Raw genomic sequence first — 15,552 nt, forward strand, 5'->3', positions numbered from 1 at the left:
GGCATCCGTTCGGAGTGTGCTGAGCAGAGCGCTAAGCCCCCCTTCACCGGGCCATTTTGCGGGACAGGCCTACGGGAATCCGCACCCCAAACGGCTGCGGTGCTGAACCCACCAGCCTTGCGGCGATTGGCTGAATCTCTGGCCGACCGGCTTCCAGACGTCGATGCTGGACCGGCTCCCGGGAAAGCAAGACGCCGAACGGGCCGGAGCGTCCTTGGTAAGGGTGGGACGGTCCGCCATAGAGTCTGCTCATGGCGCGCCCTCCGAGATGGCAAGCGACGCTCGACGCGAGCGTTGAGGAAGCATGCCTCGCGGTCAGGCTCTATAACGATCCAGCGGAGAGTCGGTCTTTCGAAGGCTTCGTTGTGCACATGCACCTTGCCTGGCTATATCTCTTGCATGCCGAATTCATCCGCGACGGTATCGACTACAGGTATTGGGACACCCGCTTCAAGAAGCGACTGCTGAAAATCGATGGCGAGGCAAAGAGATGGGAGCTCGAACGCTCCGTTCGGGAGCGCTGGAACGACGAGGCAGCCGTTGTTCGTACAAATATCAACCTCTTCATTCGGCTTCGCAATCGCTTGGAGCACCGTCACGCTCACGCCGACGCGGCACTCATGATTACTCTCGCCGGCCACGCTCATGCGCTGCTACTCAACTACGAACAGGAATTGACGGGCCAGTTCGGTGATGACCAGTCGCTCGCGCTGCGGCTTCGCATTCCACTTTTCGTGGGCACGTTCAGCGAACAGGGGGAGCAGGCCCTCAGGAGGTTGCGTAAGACGCTTCCTTCCGACCTGCGCGGGTTCCTCACTGACTACGAGTCCGGGCTTGACGAAGACGTCACGAGAGACCCCCGCTACGAGTTCAGGCTCCGAGCTGCTGTAGAGCTTGCCCCGAAGGATCCTGACGCGGTGGCCGTTCAGTTCACGCACTATGCCGACATGACGGACGCCGAGAAACGGGCCGTCGAGGAAATGGGGCGCAAGGGCCAAGTTATTGTTCGGGACCGCAATCAACCCGTATCGGGGCTCGGCAGGCTGATGCCCAAACCAGCTTCCGCCGAAATCGAAGCCGGCATCCCATTCGTATTCAACCTCAACCACTTCGCGGCTGCGTGGAGAAACCTGAAAGTGCGACCGCCGGCGGGCGATCCAAACCCGCACCGCACGAATCCGGACTTCTGTGAGTATGACGAGCCAACGAAGTCTTACCGCTACACACGGGCCTATGTGAAGCATGTCATCAAGAAATGCTCGACAGCAGAGGGATTCGAGGCGCTGACGGGGATGGTTCCGCGACCCAAGCCAGCATCGGACGTCGACGCAGATTCCACCCTCACCGACTAACAGCGGAGCTTCCCTGTGCGTCCATGCATGAACATTGCCGCATGCGCACCCGCCTGCGGGTGCGTGGGCGATCGCTCGGCGCTGAGCTGTTGGGCGAGGGAGGCGCAGGGGTCTGATCGAAGCAGGACGTCGGCGCGGCGGCACTGTTGCGGGTCTATGCTGACGGCGTCGAAGGAGGATCACCGTGACTGTCGACATCGAGGTCGTCTCGCTCGAGAAGCCGGACGACGTGAACGTCATCGTCGGTCAATCTCATTTCATTAAGACGGTCGAAGACCTGCACGAGGCGCTCGCCGGGGTCGGCGGCACCCTGAAGTTCGGAGTCGCGTTCTGTGAAGCTTCCGGCGCGCGGCTGGTCAGACGCACCGGAAACGACGGCTCACTCGTGGACCTCGCGGTCGCGGCAGCGCTGGCCGTCGCCGCCGGGCACTCGTTCGTGATCATGTTGCGTGACGGGTTCCCGGTGAACGTGCTCAACCAGGTCAAAGCGGTGCCAGAGGTGTGCTCGATCTTCTGCGCCACGGCGAATCCGGTGCAGATCCTTGTCGCCGTCACCGACGCCGGCCGCGGCGTGGCAGGAGTGATCGATGGCGAACCCCCGGTCGGTGTCGAGACCGAGCGGGATGTCGCGGACCGCAAGCAGCTGCTGCGCGCGATCGGCTACAAGGTCTGACGCGGGTCGGACCGACGGGCGCAGAAGGACCCGGTTCGGGCGGCACTTTTCTCGTGCGAAGCGCTTCACGACCGGCTGGCCGTTTCACTCACGAGCCTTCTGGAGAGGCTTCGGTGGATGGCGTCTCGATTTCACCGGCGTGCCAAATCCCATTGAGTGCTGCGACGACGACGTCGAGGCTTTGGCCGCTCCGGGTGGCGGCTTCGCGGAGTTGTCGGGCGGCTTTCAATATTTCTGGCGGAAGGCTGCGCGGCGACGCGTTGACGGTCGTCCCGCCGCGGGAACGTGTACGGACGAATGACTCGGCTTCGAGTTGTTTGTATGCCCGGGCTACGGTTCCCGGTGCGACACCGATGTCGCGAGCTAATTGGCGCACAGTGGGGAGACGTTCGCCAGGAGCGAGGCGACCTGCCAGGATGAGCCCGCGAAGTTGCTGGTAGATCTGCTCTGACGGCGGTGCCGCACCGCGGACGTCGATCGCGACCATAAGTCAGCGGCCCGCTCTGGCCTCGGCGGACTCGTGGGCTGGCTGTTTGGTGGACAGTCGGCCGGCTCGTTGGCAGAGCGGGAACAGCACCAAGGCGACTCCGGCGCCTTCGAGCAGCAGCCCGAGGGCTGTCAGTGGCATTGCCAATGCCGCGAACGACGTTCCAAGCTCGATTCGGATGCCGTCGGGTCCGGGAAGGCTCGCGGCCAGTTGGGCTGAGCGGCCGATGAACAGCCACGACGCTCCGAGAGTGAAGGCCATTGCGCCAGACGTGATCGAGAGTACTGTTCGTGATTGGTTGCGCCGAGCCGCACGGTCGTTGTCCCGCAGCACCGGATCAGCCGGCACGGCAGGACGTGCGATGCGCCACAGAGCGATCATGACTACTCCATTCAGCGCGACCAGGGTCACAAGAACCGGCAGCCCGAAGGACCAGCCGAAAAAGATCGTGCCCGCTTGAGAACCACCGATCTGGATGAGGATCATGATGTGACGACCGGAGTCGTCCGTGCTCGAGGCGAGTCCGGCAAGCACCACGGTCATCGCGAGGAGGCCAGTCAGCACCGCCCAGAGGGTGAACCACGACGAAGAGCCGAACGACCATAGCGATCTGGGCGTGAGGTCGACCTCACGCAATTGCCGACCCGCCGGCCGACGGGCGCTGAACGCGATGTAGGCGACAACGGCGACGATGGCGGCGGCCATCGGGATTGCAAAGCGCTCAACGCGGGGGTCCGCGTAGTCGGACCACCAACGCGAGAGCCAGTACAGCACCACCCCCGCTGAGGCGATTGCCGCAGCCAAACGACCAGCCCACGACTGGCTCGGTGCGGTTGTCACCGACTTCCGCGCGGAGTGAAGAAGCAGGCCGACCGTCACGAGAGCTATTGCGGTGACGCCGATCTCTTCCATCCATACGAACAGTACGAACGCCACCTTGCCTCCAACGGTTCGAGTTATGTATCGACATGATGATACATAACTTCGATCTCCCCCGATGCTGTGGTCTGAAACGTTCCCACTGAGGGATCCACTTGCGGCGATGTCCGATCGCGGTGCCCGCATCTGGCAATCCGCGCGATTGCGATGCAAGAGGCGCTCCCCAAATCGGCGTGCCTGCCACTATCGCTCACGCGAGATCTTGACTTGAAAGTTCCTATTCATTGCCATCGAAAGCAGGCCCGTGTAATTGCTCCCGAAGGGTACGGCTCGAAGATGCTCAAGCAGAGCTCGCCGATGAATTGGAATCGATCCTTCCTCGGCAAGCAGGCGGCCCTTCGCAACGGTGTGGATCGCATCGATCTCGTCTGCGAAGGCGGAGGCGACTGCGAGGTTGATCGACGGGAAAGCAAATTGAATGGTCTCCCGCCATTGCTGGACGCCGTGGTCAGAGCCGGGCTGCTTGCTGAGAAACCTGATCGAGGATCCGTGGTGGTCGATGATCACGCCGCCGGAAGCTTCCTCGCTGCCTAGCCGCATGGCGGACTTTCGAGGCTGAACGGCAAGGCCGTGCTTTGTCGCGTTGTAGACGTTTGACTCGCGTGCCATCAGCTCCGCCGCGCGGTGGACAAGAAATTGGAGAACCTCTGCATCCTCGGCCCACGTCTCTTCAGGCACGTCGGGCGGAGCGTCAAGCATGCCTCGGAAGACGGGGCGCAGAGATTCGATGCTGGGAGGCTCGTTGAGCAACGCCTCCGCCTGCTGTTTGAACTTCGCATAGCTCGTCAACGACGACAACTGCAATGGGGGACATGAACCCCCGTCCGCGTGCGCGAAGTACAGGCGTAGGAGCGCTTCGGCCGCCAAGTACATGATCGATAGGGACTCGACGACGGCGAACCCGTCCGTTTCATCGTCGTCTGGCATGGCATCAGAGTGGGCGCTCATCTCCCAGGCACGGACGCCTTCCGACACCGCTTGGTGTATCGGCGTGCGCGCATCTCCGAACGCGATCAGCAAAGTGATGCGAGTGCGCAAGTACTGGGAGGGAGAATGTGCGTAGAAGTCGCGATTGAGCTCATCTCCCAGCCCTATCCCACTTGTCTCACGATCACTCGGCACTGCCGTCGATTCCTGATCACTCATCGACGGAGCGTATCGGAAGCTCCCGTCGCTGATCGGGCCACTAGCGCCAAACTGCGCCGACCCGGATACCGATCGGGTGCGCGTCGCCCGTGGCCTTGGCTATCTTCGGTTCATGGACCTGCGAGCGGAGCTGCACCGATTGTCCGTGCCAGACTCCGCGTACAGCATCGGCTACGACTCGAACGAGGCATACTGCCTGATCGAGGAAACCGATGGTTGGCATGTCTACTACAGCGAGCGGGGTCGCCGTAACGGCGAACACGTCTTCTCATCCGAGGCCCATGCCGGCGGGGAGTTGCTGCGACGGATACTCGCGGACGGCGCGATGTCGCGCTGAACGATCCCGTTCCGGGGTACCGGTGCGAGATCCGGGTACGGGCGTTGGCGACGGACCGACCACAAGACGCTCGAAGCGACCGTCCCCGTATGCTTTGGACGTGATCAAGCGAGGCGGGGAACGCATCGAGGTCGAGGGCGTCGAGACAAGCGCCGAAAGCGGCCTCGTCTATAAGGGCAAGAACGTCGTCCCGACGGTCAAGCTAACCTTCAGGACGCCCGACAGAGACGTCATTGCAGTTGAGATCTCAGCCTATGAGGCGAGCAAACTCGTCGACGCGATGATCATCAGCCTCAAGGCCGGGTTGCCCAAGATCCCACGTCGACGCTAACCCGTCACGGGGTCGCGCTTACGGATCCTCCACCGCGAATCACCGGTCTGCGCTTGGTGGTCCCTGTCTCCGTCCGCATCGGTACCCTCACGGGCAGACGCGGACCCTGCGTCCATCGAAGCTGACGATGTCGCCAAGCTGCAGCTGCCGTCCGCGTCGGCGATCAACATCGCCGTTCACCGCCACATGGCCGCCCATGATGGCCTCTTTCACGTTTCCACCGGAGTCGAGGAGCCCAGCGAACTTCAGGAACTGCCCGAGGCGGATGACCTCACGGCCGATCGGGACATCGTCGATCGGAGCCGGGTTCGTCATCCCCGAATGTTAGTCGACCAGGTGCGGCCCCCAGCCGGTCCGTTGGCGGACGTCCGAAGCGGACCCGCATCGAATCGCCTCGATCTAGGATCGCCTGCGACTCCGGTCCTTCCTGGATAGGCTCTGCGTCATGCGCGCGACCGAGCCTATTTATTCGGGGATGACCGTCAACGAGCGGCTAGTCGCGTCCGGATTGCTCAGTGCGTGGGATTCGGCGATCAGGAACGGCGAACGGCAGGTTGCGATCGATCTGCTGAGCCAAGTGGACCTAATTGGCCAAGCTGCAGAAATTGTCGACACGGTCATCGGCAACCCCGCAACGTATGGGTTCCCACCCTCCCATTGACCCGTTGGCCCAACGGACCCAGGACGCGGATAAGGTGCCCGATGCGGATCCGCTTGCGGCTTCCGATGCCTGATCCCTAGGTGGGCAGGATCGCTGGGCGCTGACTGCCATGCTTGTCGGTATGTCGCAGCCGAACGACCTCCTCGCCGTCCTTGTCGACGCTGACAACGTGCCGCCATCGAAGATCGGTGCGGTCCTCACCGAGGTCGCCCGGTTCGGCACCGCCTCGGTGAAGCGGGTCTATGGCGACTGGACGAAGCCGAACTTGAGCAGCTGGAAACCGGTAGCCAACGAGCACGTGATTCAGCCGATGCAGCAGTTCGCCAACACGGTCGGAAAGAACGCGACCGACAGCGCCCTGATCATCGACGCCATGGACCTGCTCTACACGCGCCGATTCCACGGGTTCTGCATCGTGTCATCCGACAGCGACTTCACCCGTCTCGCATCACGTATTCGGGAAGAAGGCGTCACGGTCTATGGGTTCGGAGAGAGGAAGACGCCCGAAGCTTTCCGTAATGCGTGCGATCGATTCACCTATCTCGACGTGCTCGACGAGCCGGCAGCGGAGACCAGCACTACGGCGCCGAAGCGCGTTCCGCCCCCGAAGCTGCGCAGCGACACCAAGCTCGTCTCAGGGTTGCGGACGAGTGTCACCACCGCCTCGGGCGAGGACGGATGGGCCAATCTCTCGGTGGTGGGCGTGCTGATGCGGAAGCAACATCCCGATTTCGACTCACGAAACTGGGGGTACGCGAAACTCTCCGACCTGGTTCGAGCGACAGAACTCTTCCTCATCGAGCCCCGCCCCACTGGCGGATTGCAGGTGCAACACCGAAAGATGAACGGCGACTGAGAAGTCGACAGCGGATGGGCATCTGAACCCACCTCATCGAGGCACGCGGTGCCGATCACCCACATCTCCACCCCGGGGTGAGCGTCGACATGGTGTGTCAGGCACACCTCCCTCTCGAACCCATCCGAGCGACGAGGGAGCTCCCAGTGATCGACATCGATCCGAACGGCACCGGCCTTCCCGGCATCGACCAGTTGCGCATCATCGTCGGCGCCGTGATGACAGTCGGGCTGATCCTGAGTGTCCTCGCGCTGCTCGTCTCGGCGATCGTCTGGGGGTTCGGCGCGAACTCGTCGAACCCGCACCTCGCATCGCGCGGCAAGCTCGGCGTGCTCGTGGCATGCGGCGCTGCAATCATCTGCGGCGGGGCCGTCACGCTCATCAACTTCTTCTGGAACGTCGGCCAAGCCGTCTGATCCGAGGCGCGCACAATCCGGATGGGAGCGCCGATGAGTGTCTGCGACATCCCGGTCATCGCCGAGGTCTGTGGAGCGGTCGGCGAGGGCACGGCGTCGCTGGTCGCGGCACCATTCGACTGGCTCGCGCACGCAATGGGTTCAGCGGCCGCGTGGCTATTCGAAGCGGTCTGGGACGCCTTCGACACGACCACCATGGTCGACCTCACCGACCCCGGATACATCGCTGTCTTCAACGTACTGTTCGGTGTCGCTGTGCTGCTCGCCCTGATCTTCTTCTGCCTGCAGCTGATCACGGGCCTCGTTCGCCGCGACCCCGGCGCTCTCTCTCGTGCAGCGCTTGGCCTGGCTAAGGCGGTGCTCGGTTCATTCGTCATCGTGACGATCACTGGTCTCCTGCTCGAGATCACGGATCAGTTGGCCATCGGTGTCGTGCAGGCCAGTGGGAACACGATGGAGGGGATGGGCGATCGCATCGCCCTGCTCGCATCTGGTCTTGCGGCGGTCAACATCGGTGCCCCAGGAGTCGGTGCGATCGTGACGATCTTTCTGTCCGCGCTCGCGATCAGCGGAGCCGCGATCGTCTGGTTCTCACTTCTGATCCGCAAGGCGCTGCTGCTCGTCGCGGTCGTCTTCGGTCCAGTTGCGCTTGCAGGGGCGACCTGGGATGCCGCGAAGGGGTGGTTCTCGAAGTGGGTGGCCTTCGTGATCGCGCTGATCCTGTCGAAGCTCGTGCTGGTCGTGATCTTCCTGGTCGCGGTCGCACAGGTATCGGCGCCGATCGATGCGGATCTGGCATCTATCAGCGATCCGATCGCCGGGATCGTACTCATGTTCATCGCCGCGTTCGCGCCCTACATCACGTACAAGTTCCTCAACTTCGTCGGCCTCGATGTGTATCACGCGATGTCGAGTGAGCAGGAGGCGAAGTCCGCGATGAACCGCCCGGTGCCTGTGCCGAACGGGCCTATGTCCGATAGTGCGAAGAAGATCCTCGGTCCCAGCGAGGGCGGCGGTGCCGCGCGGTCGGGCCGCGGCGGCCCCACGTCGACCGGTGCAAGCACCGCCGGAGCATCCGGGCCCGCGAGTGGCGGCGTGGGACCAGCCGGCGCCGCCGCTCCGGGTGGCGCCGCTGGCGGGCCGGCTTCCCAAGGTGGGGCCGCGGGCGCAGGGGCCGGCACTGCCGGGGCGGGAGCAGTCGCCGGTGGAGTCGGTGCGGGTGTCGCCGTCGGCGCAGCCGTCGCATTGTCGGCGGCAAAAGCTGGGCCGGCAGCCGGGCGCGCAGTCGGCGGCGTCGCGGATGCGCATCTGGCATCGGCCGGCGATTCGGCGGCTTCGGCCGCGCCGAGCGCGCCGCCCCCTGTGTTGGGTCCCACCAAGGCGAAGGCCCCGGAACCGTGGCCGGATGCTGCTTCCCCGGCGGCCGGCCGCGCACGAAAGGACGTGTAGCCGTGGACTCCGATACGAACGCCAGCTTCCAACTCGCGTCGGTCCAGTTCTCGCGGCTCACGCGACGAGGCATCCTGCTCGGACTGTCGCTCCCCCAGCTGGTCGCGCTCTCGATCGCGGTCCTCACTATCGTCGTCTCGCTGTACACCGCCGGCGCATCGAGTATCGCCTGGACGAGCCCGATCTGGGCAACGGCAGCCGCACTCGCGGCGATCCCGATCGGTGGGCGGAAGCTTGTCGAGTGGGTGCCGATCGTTAGTCGATGGTTCTGGCGAGCGGCGCATGGGCAGCTCACCTATCGGCGCCGCATCGTGAAGCCGCGGCCGGCCGGCACGCTCGCACTGCCGGGCGACGCGGCGCCGCTTCGGGAATGGCGCGACCCTGAGTCGGGTGCGGTCATGGTCCACGACCCGCACGCGCAGACCCTCACAGCGATCGTCACGGTGTCGCATCCGGCGTTCGCGCTCCTCGATCCCGGCGAGCAGCATCGTCGCGTCGCCGGCTGGGGCCGGGTGCTCGCCGGCGCCTGCCGATCCGGGCGCATCGCGCGACTCCAAGTCACCGAGCGCACCCTCCCGGACTCAGGCACCGGTCTCGCCGAGTGGTGGGAGCGGCATGGGATCGAAGACGATAGCTGGGCGTCATCCACCTATCGTGACCTCATCGAGCGGGCCGGGCCGGCCGGCGAACGGCACGCGACCACGATCAGCCTCGCCCTCGATCTGAAGGCCGCCTCGCGGCAGGTCCGCACGTCGGGCGGCGGTATGCGCGGTGCAGCGACCGTGCTTCGACAGGAGATGGCGGCGCTGACGGGCGCGCTCCGCGCAGCCGACCTGATTGTTGGCGGATGGCTCACCGCGGACGAACTCGCAAGCATTCTGCGCACCGCCTACGACCCGGCGGTCGGCGTCGAACTCGACCGGCATCCAGACGTGGGGCGCTCGTTGGACGCGGCGGGCCCGGTTGCTGTGGCCGAAAGCTGGGATCGGCTCCGATCTGACAGCGCATTCCATGCCGTGCTCTGGATCAGTGAGTGGCCGCGATCGCAGGTCTACCCCGGGTTCCTTTCGCCGCTCGTGTTCACGAACGGGGTGCTCCGAACGGTGTCGCTGCACTACCTGCCCGTCCGAGCGGATCAGGCAGCGAGGGACCTCCGCAAGAAGAAGACCGAACTCATCAGCGACGCCCACCAGCGCCGACGGATCGGCCAGATCGAGGACGCCGGCTCGAGCGCCGAGTACGAGGACGTGCTACAGCAGGAGGCCGATCTCACCGCCGGTCACGGTGTGCTGCGCACGACCGGCCTTGTCTGCGTCACAGCACCGACCGTCGACGACCTTGACGCCGCGGTATCGACGATCGAGCAGGCCGCGATCCAGGCCTCGTGCGAGATTCGCCGCCTCGTCGGCCAGCAGGCGCAGGCGTTCACCGCCGCGGCCCTGCCGCTCTGCCGCAGCGTGTGAGGCCGGGCACACCTTGTCTCCGTAGCACCCGTCATGCGAAGCATCCGATTGGAGCCATCATGATCGACGAACGAATGGACGCATCCACCTCCCGATGGATCAGCGTCGTCTTCCTCCAGGATGAGGATGCCAGCGAGCTGATGGCCATGATCGACCGCGACGGCGAAGATGCCGCGATCGAGTACCTGGAGCAGTGGGACTTCGGCGACGAGACGACGGATGCCGCGCTCGTGAACGGCTACGTCTACGACCGGATTCCCGTCGGATCGGCCGATCGCACGATCGAGGATCCCGATTCGCTCTACGCGCTCACCTACAGCGAGCAATACGGCTATGTCTCGCTCCTGCGCCGCTACGAGGCTTCGCTCGATGCGGAACCGGTGGTGCTTGAGGCATCCGTCGAGACATCCGCGCCCTTCCGGGAAACGATTCCACAGCACTGGGACATCGACCCCGCACTGTCGGCACACCGGACACGACACGCGAGAGCGCTGTGAACACGGCCGACGAACGGCTGCACACCGCGGCGCTCGCGGTCCCCCACGACGAGCACCGCCGCGACCGGCGTGCGCGGAAACGCTCGGCGTCGCAGATCGAAGCGGATGCTCGACGAGCGAAGACCCTCGAGGCGCGGGCCCGCTGGCAAGCCGAGCGGGCAGAAGCTCGATCGGCCGCCTATCTTCCGGCGGCCGGCGACACGGGTCCGGCGCAGCTCAGGATGCCCGCCCGTCTGAAGCTCCCCAAGCACCAAGACACGTCGGCGACGCTGGCCGGGCATTACCCGTTCCTCGCCGAAGCCGGGCTCGGTTCGGCCGGCGTCTTCGTCGGCCAGGACCTCTACTCGGGCGGATCGTTCGTCTACGACCCGTGGGTCCTGTACCAGCGCGGCATGATCACCGCGCCGAACATCGTGCTGGCCGGCATCGTCGGCTCGGGGAAGTCGTCGCTCGCGAAATCGCTCTACACCCGGTCGCTGCCATTCGGGCGGCGGGTCTACGTTCCCGGCGACCCCAAAGGCGAGCATACGGCCGTCGCCGAGGCCGTCGGCGGCAAGGCGATCATCCTCGGCTACGGCCTCCGCAACCGGCTCAACCCCCTCGACGAAGGACACCGGGCGGCGTCGGCGTCGGACGCCGAGTGGGCCGCCCAGCTCGCATCACGTCGTCGTGAGCTCATCGGCGCGCTCGCCGAGACCGTTCTCGATCGCGCGCTAAGTCCGCTCGAGCACACCGCCATCGACCTCGCTCTCGCGGACACGGTCCGATGCGCGGAGGTGCCGATCCTGCCGATGGTCGTGGACCGCATCCTCGAGCCCAGCGGCGACGACAACCACGACGGTCGGCTCGCGGAAGACGGACGCCTCGTCGGCCACGCACTGCGACGCCTCGTCGCCGGCGACCTCGCGGGACTGTTCGACGGGCCATCCACCGTCCGATTCGACCCGTCGCTGCCGATGGTCTCGCTCGACCTCTCCCGCGTCGCCGAGAACTCGACCCTCATCTCCGTGCTGATGACCTGCTCGTCGGCGTGGATGGAGTCCGCTCTCGCCGACCCGGCAGGCGGCCAACGTTGGGTCATCTACGACGAGGCCTGGCGATTGATGGCATACCCCGCACTACTGCGCCGCATGGACGCGCAATGGCGGCTCGCGCGGCACTTCGGTATCGCGAACATGCTCGTCTTCCACAAGCTCAGCGACCTCGACAACGTCGGCGACTTCGGATCCGCGATGCGCGCCCTTGCGTCATCGCTGCTCGCGAACGCGGAGACCAGGATCGTCTACCGCCAGGAGCCCGACCAACTCGGCTCCACCGCGATCGCCCTTGGACTCAGCGGCACCGAGCAGAAGCTCCTCCCGGCTCTGGGCGTGGGGCAAGGCCTCTGGCGGGTCAAGCACCGCAGCTTCGTCGTTCAGCACCAACTCCATCCCGACGAGCTCGCGGCATTCGACACAACCGCCCGCATGACCGCAGGTCAGTAGTCGATCTGAACGAGGAGGCACTCCACATGACAGAGACCCTGGACCTTGAACGAGAAGCGAGGATGACACTCGCGGCCCTGTCCGAGCCGAACGACATCATCACCGGGACCCTCGTCGGCCGGCTCGGCGCAGCCGCAACCGTCGACCTCGTCACGACCGGGGAACGGCTGCCGAACGGCGTCGACCCGGCCGAAGGCGAACTGTGGCGGCGTCGCCTTGCCCCGCGCATGAACCCGGACCAGGTCGAACGAATCCACGCCGACATGGAACGCCACGACCTGCACGTGCTGACCCCCGACGACCTGGACTGGCCCGGCGAGTTCCAGCAGCTCGGCGCGAGCGCACCTCTCGCGCTCTGGCTCAAGGGCGACCCGAGCTTGCTCGCAACGCCACTCCCGAGCAGGGTCACCGTCGTCGGCGCGCGCGCCTCGACCAGCTACGGCGAGCACGTCGCCACCGAACTCGTCTCGGGGCTCGCTGCACAGGGCCGGGTGGTGATCTCGGGCGGGACGTATGGGATCGACGGAGCAGCGCACCGTGCCGCAACCGCCACATCGCCCGGGTCGACGATCGCAGTGATCGCCAGCGGGCTCGACCGCGCTTACCCCGCCGGCCACGAGCAGCTCTTCGAACGCATCGCCGACGCGGGCGGCCTCATCGTGAGCGAACTTCCACCCGGCGCTGCGCCCACTCGGTGGCGCTTCCAGCAGCGCAACCGGCTCCTCGCCATCCTGTCAGGTGCAACCGTCGTGGTCGAAGCCGGGCACCGGTCGTCTTCACTGAACATCGCGGGCCAAGCGCACTCGCTCGGCCGACCGGTTGGCGCCGTGCCCGGTCCGGTGACGAGCGCCGCGAGCGCCGGATGCCACCGGCTGATCCAGGAAGGCGTCGCGAGTCTCGTTACCGATGCTCAGGATGTCACCGACCTGCTCGACTCCACGAGTGGGTTCTCGGGTGACCGGACCTTCGCCTACTCCCCCGCCCGACGCTTCGACCGTGCCGGACCAGGGCTCGTGCTGTAGGTGCCCCGCGCGAAGGGTGCATCGATGAACACGACGCGAACAGGCACGCTCGGCGACGAATTCGCCAACCTCGGAATCGCTCTCCTGATCGGCGCGGCTGGCTTCGCTCTGCTCCTCCGGTTGGCCGGCACGATGGCAGCGTGGGCGACGGGACTCCCGCAACCGGCTGGTGGGCCTGAGGCCGGGCTTGCCGTACTCCTGAACCCAGGCGACCCATCCGCCGCGCTCAGCGCACCCGGGCTGCACCCTGTCGCGTTCTGGCTCAGTGCCGCCGTGCTGATCGCGATCGCCCTTGCCGCAGCGATCTGGTTGTGGCGGATGCTGCGCGGTCCAGCTCGCTCGCGAAAGCTCGATCCTCACCGCATCGCCGGCATCGCAACGCGAGCCGAGGTGGCGCGCGCCGCATCCCGCGCCGCGCTCATGAAGCGGGCCATCCACTTGCGTCCCTCGCTCACGAACGCCGGCCCCGCTGACGTCGGCTACGTCATTGGTCGCGCTCGCGGCACTACGGTCTGGGCAAGCGTAGAGGACTCGATGCTCGTCATCGGCCCACCCCGCTCCGGCAAGGGCGCACACATCGTGATCAACGCGATTCTCGACGCGCCCGGCCCCGTCGTGACCACGTCCACCCGGCCGGACAACGTCACCGTCACACTTCGAGCCCGGCAACGGACGGGACCGGTCGCGGTGTTCGACCCACAGCACCTCGCCGCCGGCGTCCCTGCCGGCCTGCGCTGGTCGCCCATCCGCGGCTGCGAAGACCCACTCACCGCGATGATCCGTGCCACCGGCCTTGCCGCCGGAACCGGGCTGTCCGCCGGCGGCGTCGACGGCGGCGGGTTCTGGGAGGCGAAGACCCGCACCGCGCTCCAATCACTCCTTCACGCCGCCGCCCTCGACCGTCGCCCACCCGCCGAGCTCTTCCGCTGGACCCTCGACCCGTCCGCTTCCCACGACGCCGTCTCCATCCTGCTCAGCAACCCGAACGCCGCGACCGGATGGGGCGACTCACTCCAGGCCATGCTCGAGGCCGACCCCCGCACGCGCGACTCGATCTGGCAGGGCGTCTCCCTCTCCCTCGGCGCCCTCGCCGACCCGCGAGTGCTCGACGCCGTCTCACCGACCGACGGCGAGGCGTTCGACCCCGAGCGGTTCCTGCAAAGCAATGGCACCCTGTACCTCCTCGCCACCGGCGCCGGCGCGAACAACTCCGCAGCCCTCGTCTCGGCGTTCGTCGAAGACCTCGTCGAGACCGCTCGACGCATGGCCGCCCGCAACGCCGGCGCCCGCCTCGACCCGCCCCTTCTGCTCGCCCTCGACGAGATCGGCAACCTCGCACCCCTGCCATCGCTGCCCAGCCTGATGGCTGAGGGCGGCGGCACGGGGATCACGACGATGCCGGTCCTGCAGTCCCTCGCGCAGGCTCGCACGAAGTGGAGCGACAACGCGGCCAATGCGATCTGGGACTCCTCCATCATCAAGATCGTCCTCGGCGGAGCATCCAATTCTCGCGACCTCCAGGACCTGTCGACGCTCATCGGCGAGCGCGACGAAGCCACGGACGCGACCACCGTCGGCGATCGCGGGTCCCGCTCGTCCCAACGTTCCATCCGCCGGGTCCCGACAATGCCACCCGACACTATCCGAACCCTGCCGTTCGGCACGGGACTCATCCTCCTGCGCGCCGCTCCCCCTGTTATCGCCCAGCTGCGAATGTGGACGAGCCGGGCGGATGCCTCGAAGCTGCGCGCGCACCGCATGCAGATCGAGCGGTTGCTGCGGGAGCCGCCGCGCATAGATGCAATGAAGCCGCAGCGTCCCCCGGAAGAGTGATCGCACCCGGCAATATTCGAATGTATGTTCGAAGAGTGCGATATTGGCAGCCGAAGCTTCGGGCCACCGGCCCGGGCACCTGGCTGCTATTCGACGGAAGCCGGCGCATTGCCGTCATCCGCACAATCAACGCCGGCTATCCACCGCGACCGCTGCTACGCGCCGATTCCTGGGCGACAGACGAAGCTGCGCGCGACTTCATCGGCTACTTCCCAGTGGACGAGCTACGCCTCTGCGCCGAGATGGTGTGGAGCCTCTATCAGGAAGCGACATCCCCCAGTAAGGACACCACGATGAACGCCAAACCGCCCGGATCCCCCCAGTGGCACCCGCTCCTCAACGCCGACGAGAACCGCCCAGGTACCTGGACCCTGCGCGATTCGGATGGCCACGCCTACGGCGGCATCCGCATCACACGGCAAGGCGCCGACGTCTACTACATCGCGCAATACCGCGGCAACCCGATCGGACGCTTCGACCGACTCCGCGCCGCCGCGGAGAACGTGCACCTCGCCCACGTGCGCGCCACCCAGCATCCCCGCTCACCGTATGACCCCTACTCGACCCCGCGGCCGTGAATCGGTCTGCACACCTGTTCATCGAGCG

18 protein-coding genes are annotated in these 15,552 nt (G+C 65.9%); 14 read left to right on the top strand and 4 right to left on the bottom strand.

Annotated elements, in window-relative coordinates; all coding sequences use genetic code 11:
• Positions 1–251: 251 nt before the first annotated feature.
• Together AB0K73_RS13900 and AB0K73_RS13905 are read left to right on the top strand one after the other, a co-directional pair.
• Positions 252–1,352 carry a DUF3644 domain-containing protein gene (locus AB0K73_RS13900; RefSeq protein ID WP_360513885.1) on the top strand — a complete coding sequence of 367 codons (1,101 nt, stop codon included), beginning with the start codon at positions 252–254 and terminating at the stop codon, positions 1,350–1,352.
• A gap of 184 nt (positions 1,353–1,536) precedes the next feature.
• Positions 1,537–2,025, top strand: a complete 489-nt coding sequence (locus tag AB0K73_RS13905) for an adenosine-specific kinase (protein ID WP_360513888.1) — start codon at positions 1,537–1,539, stop codon at positions 2,023–2,025.
• An 88-nt stretch (positions 2,026–2,113) separates the two neighbouring features.
• Here the strand turns inward: AB0K73_RS13905 and AB0K73_RS13910 are convergent, their stop codons facing one another.
• The 3 genes from AB0K73_RS13910 to AB0K73_RS13920 all read right to left on the bottom strand — a co-directional run bounded on the left by AB0K73_RS13910 (position 2,114) and on the right by AB0K73_RS13920 (position 4,597).
• On the bottom strand, positions 2,114–2,512 hold the full coding sequence (locus AB0K73_RS13910) for a GntR family transcriptional regulator (RefSeq protein ID WP_360513891.1): 399 nt from the start codon (positions 2,510–2,512) through the stop codon (positions 2,114–2,116).
• Positions 2,513–2,515: 3 nt separating this feature from the next.
• A complete protein-coding gene (locus AB0K73_RS13915; protein ID WP_360513894.1) occupies positions 2,516–3,448 on the bottom strand; it encodes a hypothetical protein in 933 nt (310 codons plus the stop codon).
• Positions 3,449–3,634: 186 nt separating this feature from the next.
• On the bottom strand, positions 3,635–4,597 hold the full coding sequence (locus tag AB0K73_RS13920; protein ID WP_360513897.1) for a hypothetical protein: 963 nt from the start codon (positions 4,595–4,597) through the stop codon (positions 3,635–3,637).
• Between the two features lie 112 nt (positions 4,598–4,709).
• On the opposite strand from AB0K73_RS13920, the gene AB0K73_RS13925 reads away from it, so the two are divergent.
• Together AB0K73_RS13925 and AB0K73_RS13930 are read left to right on the top strand one after the other, a co-directional pair.
• Positions 4,710–4,934 carry a hypothetical protein gene (locus AB0K73_RS13925; RefSeq protein WP_360513900.1) on the top strand — a complete coding sequence of 75 codons (225 nt, stop codon included), beginning with the start codon at positions 4,710–4,712 and terminating at the stop codon, positions 4,932–4,934.
• A 100-nt stretch (positions 4,935–5,034) separates the two neighbouring features.
• Positions 5,035–5,265 (top strand): hypothetical protein, encoded by a 231-nt coding sequence (locus AB0K73_RS13930; protein ID WP_360513903.1) that lies wholly within the window; start codon positions 5,035–5,037, stop codon positions 5,263–5,265.
• Positions 5,266–5,352: 87 nt separating this feature from the next.
• Here AB0K73_RS13930 and AB0K73_RS13935 read toward each other — a convergent pair whose 3' ends face one another.
• Positions 5,353–5,580, bottom strand: coding sequence for an RNA-binding S4 domain-containing protein (locus AB0K73_RS13935; RefSeq protein WP_360513906.1), 228 nt, complete (start codon positions 5,578–5,580; stop codon positions 5,353–5,355).
• A gap of 130 nt (positions 5,581–5,710) precedes the next feature.
• Here AB0K73_RS13935 and AB0K73_RS13940 point away from each other — a divergent pair, with 130 nt between their 5' ends.
• The 10 genes from AB0K73_RS13940 (at position 5,711) to AB0K73_RS13985 (ending at position 15,524) form a co-directional block, all read left to right on the top strand.
• Positions 5,711–5,926: a hypothetical protein gene (locus AB0K73_RS13940; RefSeq protein WP_360513909.1), complete on the top strand. Its 216-nt coding sequence runs from the start codon at positions 5,711–5,713 to the stop codon at positions 5,924–5,926.
• Positions 5,927–6,047: 121 nt separating this feature from the next.
• Entirely contained in the window at positions 6,048–6,782 is a 735-nt protein-coding gene (locus tag AB0K73_RS13945) for an NYN domain-containing protein (protein ID WP_360513912.1), read from the top strand.
• Between the two features lie 89 nt (positions 6,783–6,871).
• Positions 6,872–7,198 carry a DUF6112 family protein gene (locus AB0K73_RS13950; RefSeq protein WP_360513915.1) on the top strand — a complete coding sequence of 109 codons (327 nt, stop codon included), beginning with the start codon at positions 6,872–6,874 and terminating at the stop codon, positions 7,196–7,198.
• 33 nt (positions 7,199–7,231) lie between these two features.
• Complete coding sequence (locus tag AB0K73_RS13955; RefSeq protein ID WP_360513918.1) at positions 7,232–8,647, top strand: conjugal transfer protein TrbL; 1,416 nt, start codon at positions 7,232–7,234, stop codon at positions 8,645–8,647.
• A 2-nt stretch (positions 8,648–8,649) separates the two neighbouring features.
• Positions 8,650–10,110 carry an SCO6880 family protein gene (locus AB0K73_RS13960; protein ID WP_360513921.1) on the top strand — a complete coding sequence of 487 codons (1,461 nt, stop codon included), beginning with the start codon at positions 8,650–8,652 and terminating at the stop codon, positions 10,108–10,110.
• A gap of 59 nt (positions 10,111–10,169) precedes the next feature.
• Positions 10,170–10,607: a hypothetical protein gene (locus AB0K73_RS13965; protein ID WP_360513924.1), complete on the top strand. Its 438-nt coding sequence runs from the start codon at positions 10,170–10,172 to the stop codon at positions 10,605–10,607.
• Entirely contained in the window at positions 10,604–12,091 is a 1,488-nt protein-coding gene (locus AB0K73_RS13970; RefSeq protein WP_360513927.1) for an ATP-binding protein, read from the top strand. The genes AB0K73_RS13965 and AB0K73_RS13970 overlap by 4 nt, the downstream gene beginning before the upstream one ends.
• A 62-nt stretch (positions 12,092–12,153) precedes the next feature.
• Positions 12,154–13,113 carry a DNA-processing protein DprA gene (dprA, locus tag AB0K73_RS13975; protein WP_360513930.1) on the top strand — a complete coding sequence of 320 codons (960 nt, stop codon included), beginning with the start codon at positions 12,154–12,156 and terminating at the stop codon, positions 13,111–13,113.
• A gap of 24 nt (positions 13,114–13,137) precedes the next feature.
• Entirely contained in the window at positions 13,138–14,946 is a 1,809-nt protein-coding gene (locus tag AB0K73_RS13980; RefSeq protein ID WP_360513933.1) for a TraM recognition domain-containing protein, read from the top strand.
• Between the two features lie 35 nt (positions 14,947–14,981).
• Positions 14,982–15,524: a hypothetical protein gene (locus AB0K73_RS13985; protein ID WP_360513936.1), complete on the top strand. Its 543-nt coding sequence runs from the start codon at positions 14,982–14,984 to the stop codon at positions 15,522–15,524.
• The last annotated feature ends 28 nt before the right edge of the window (positions 15,525–15,552 follow it).

The sequence above is a fragment of the Agromyces sp. NPDC052230 genome, assembly GCF_040679595.1.
Taxonomy (GTDB): domain Bacteria; phylum Actinomycetota; class Actinomycetes; order Actinomycetales; family Microbacteriaceae; genus Agromyces.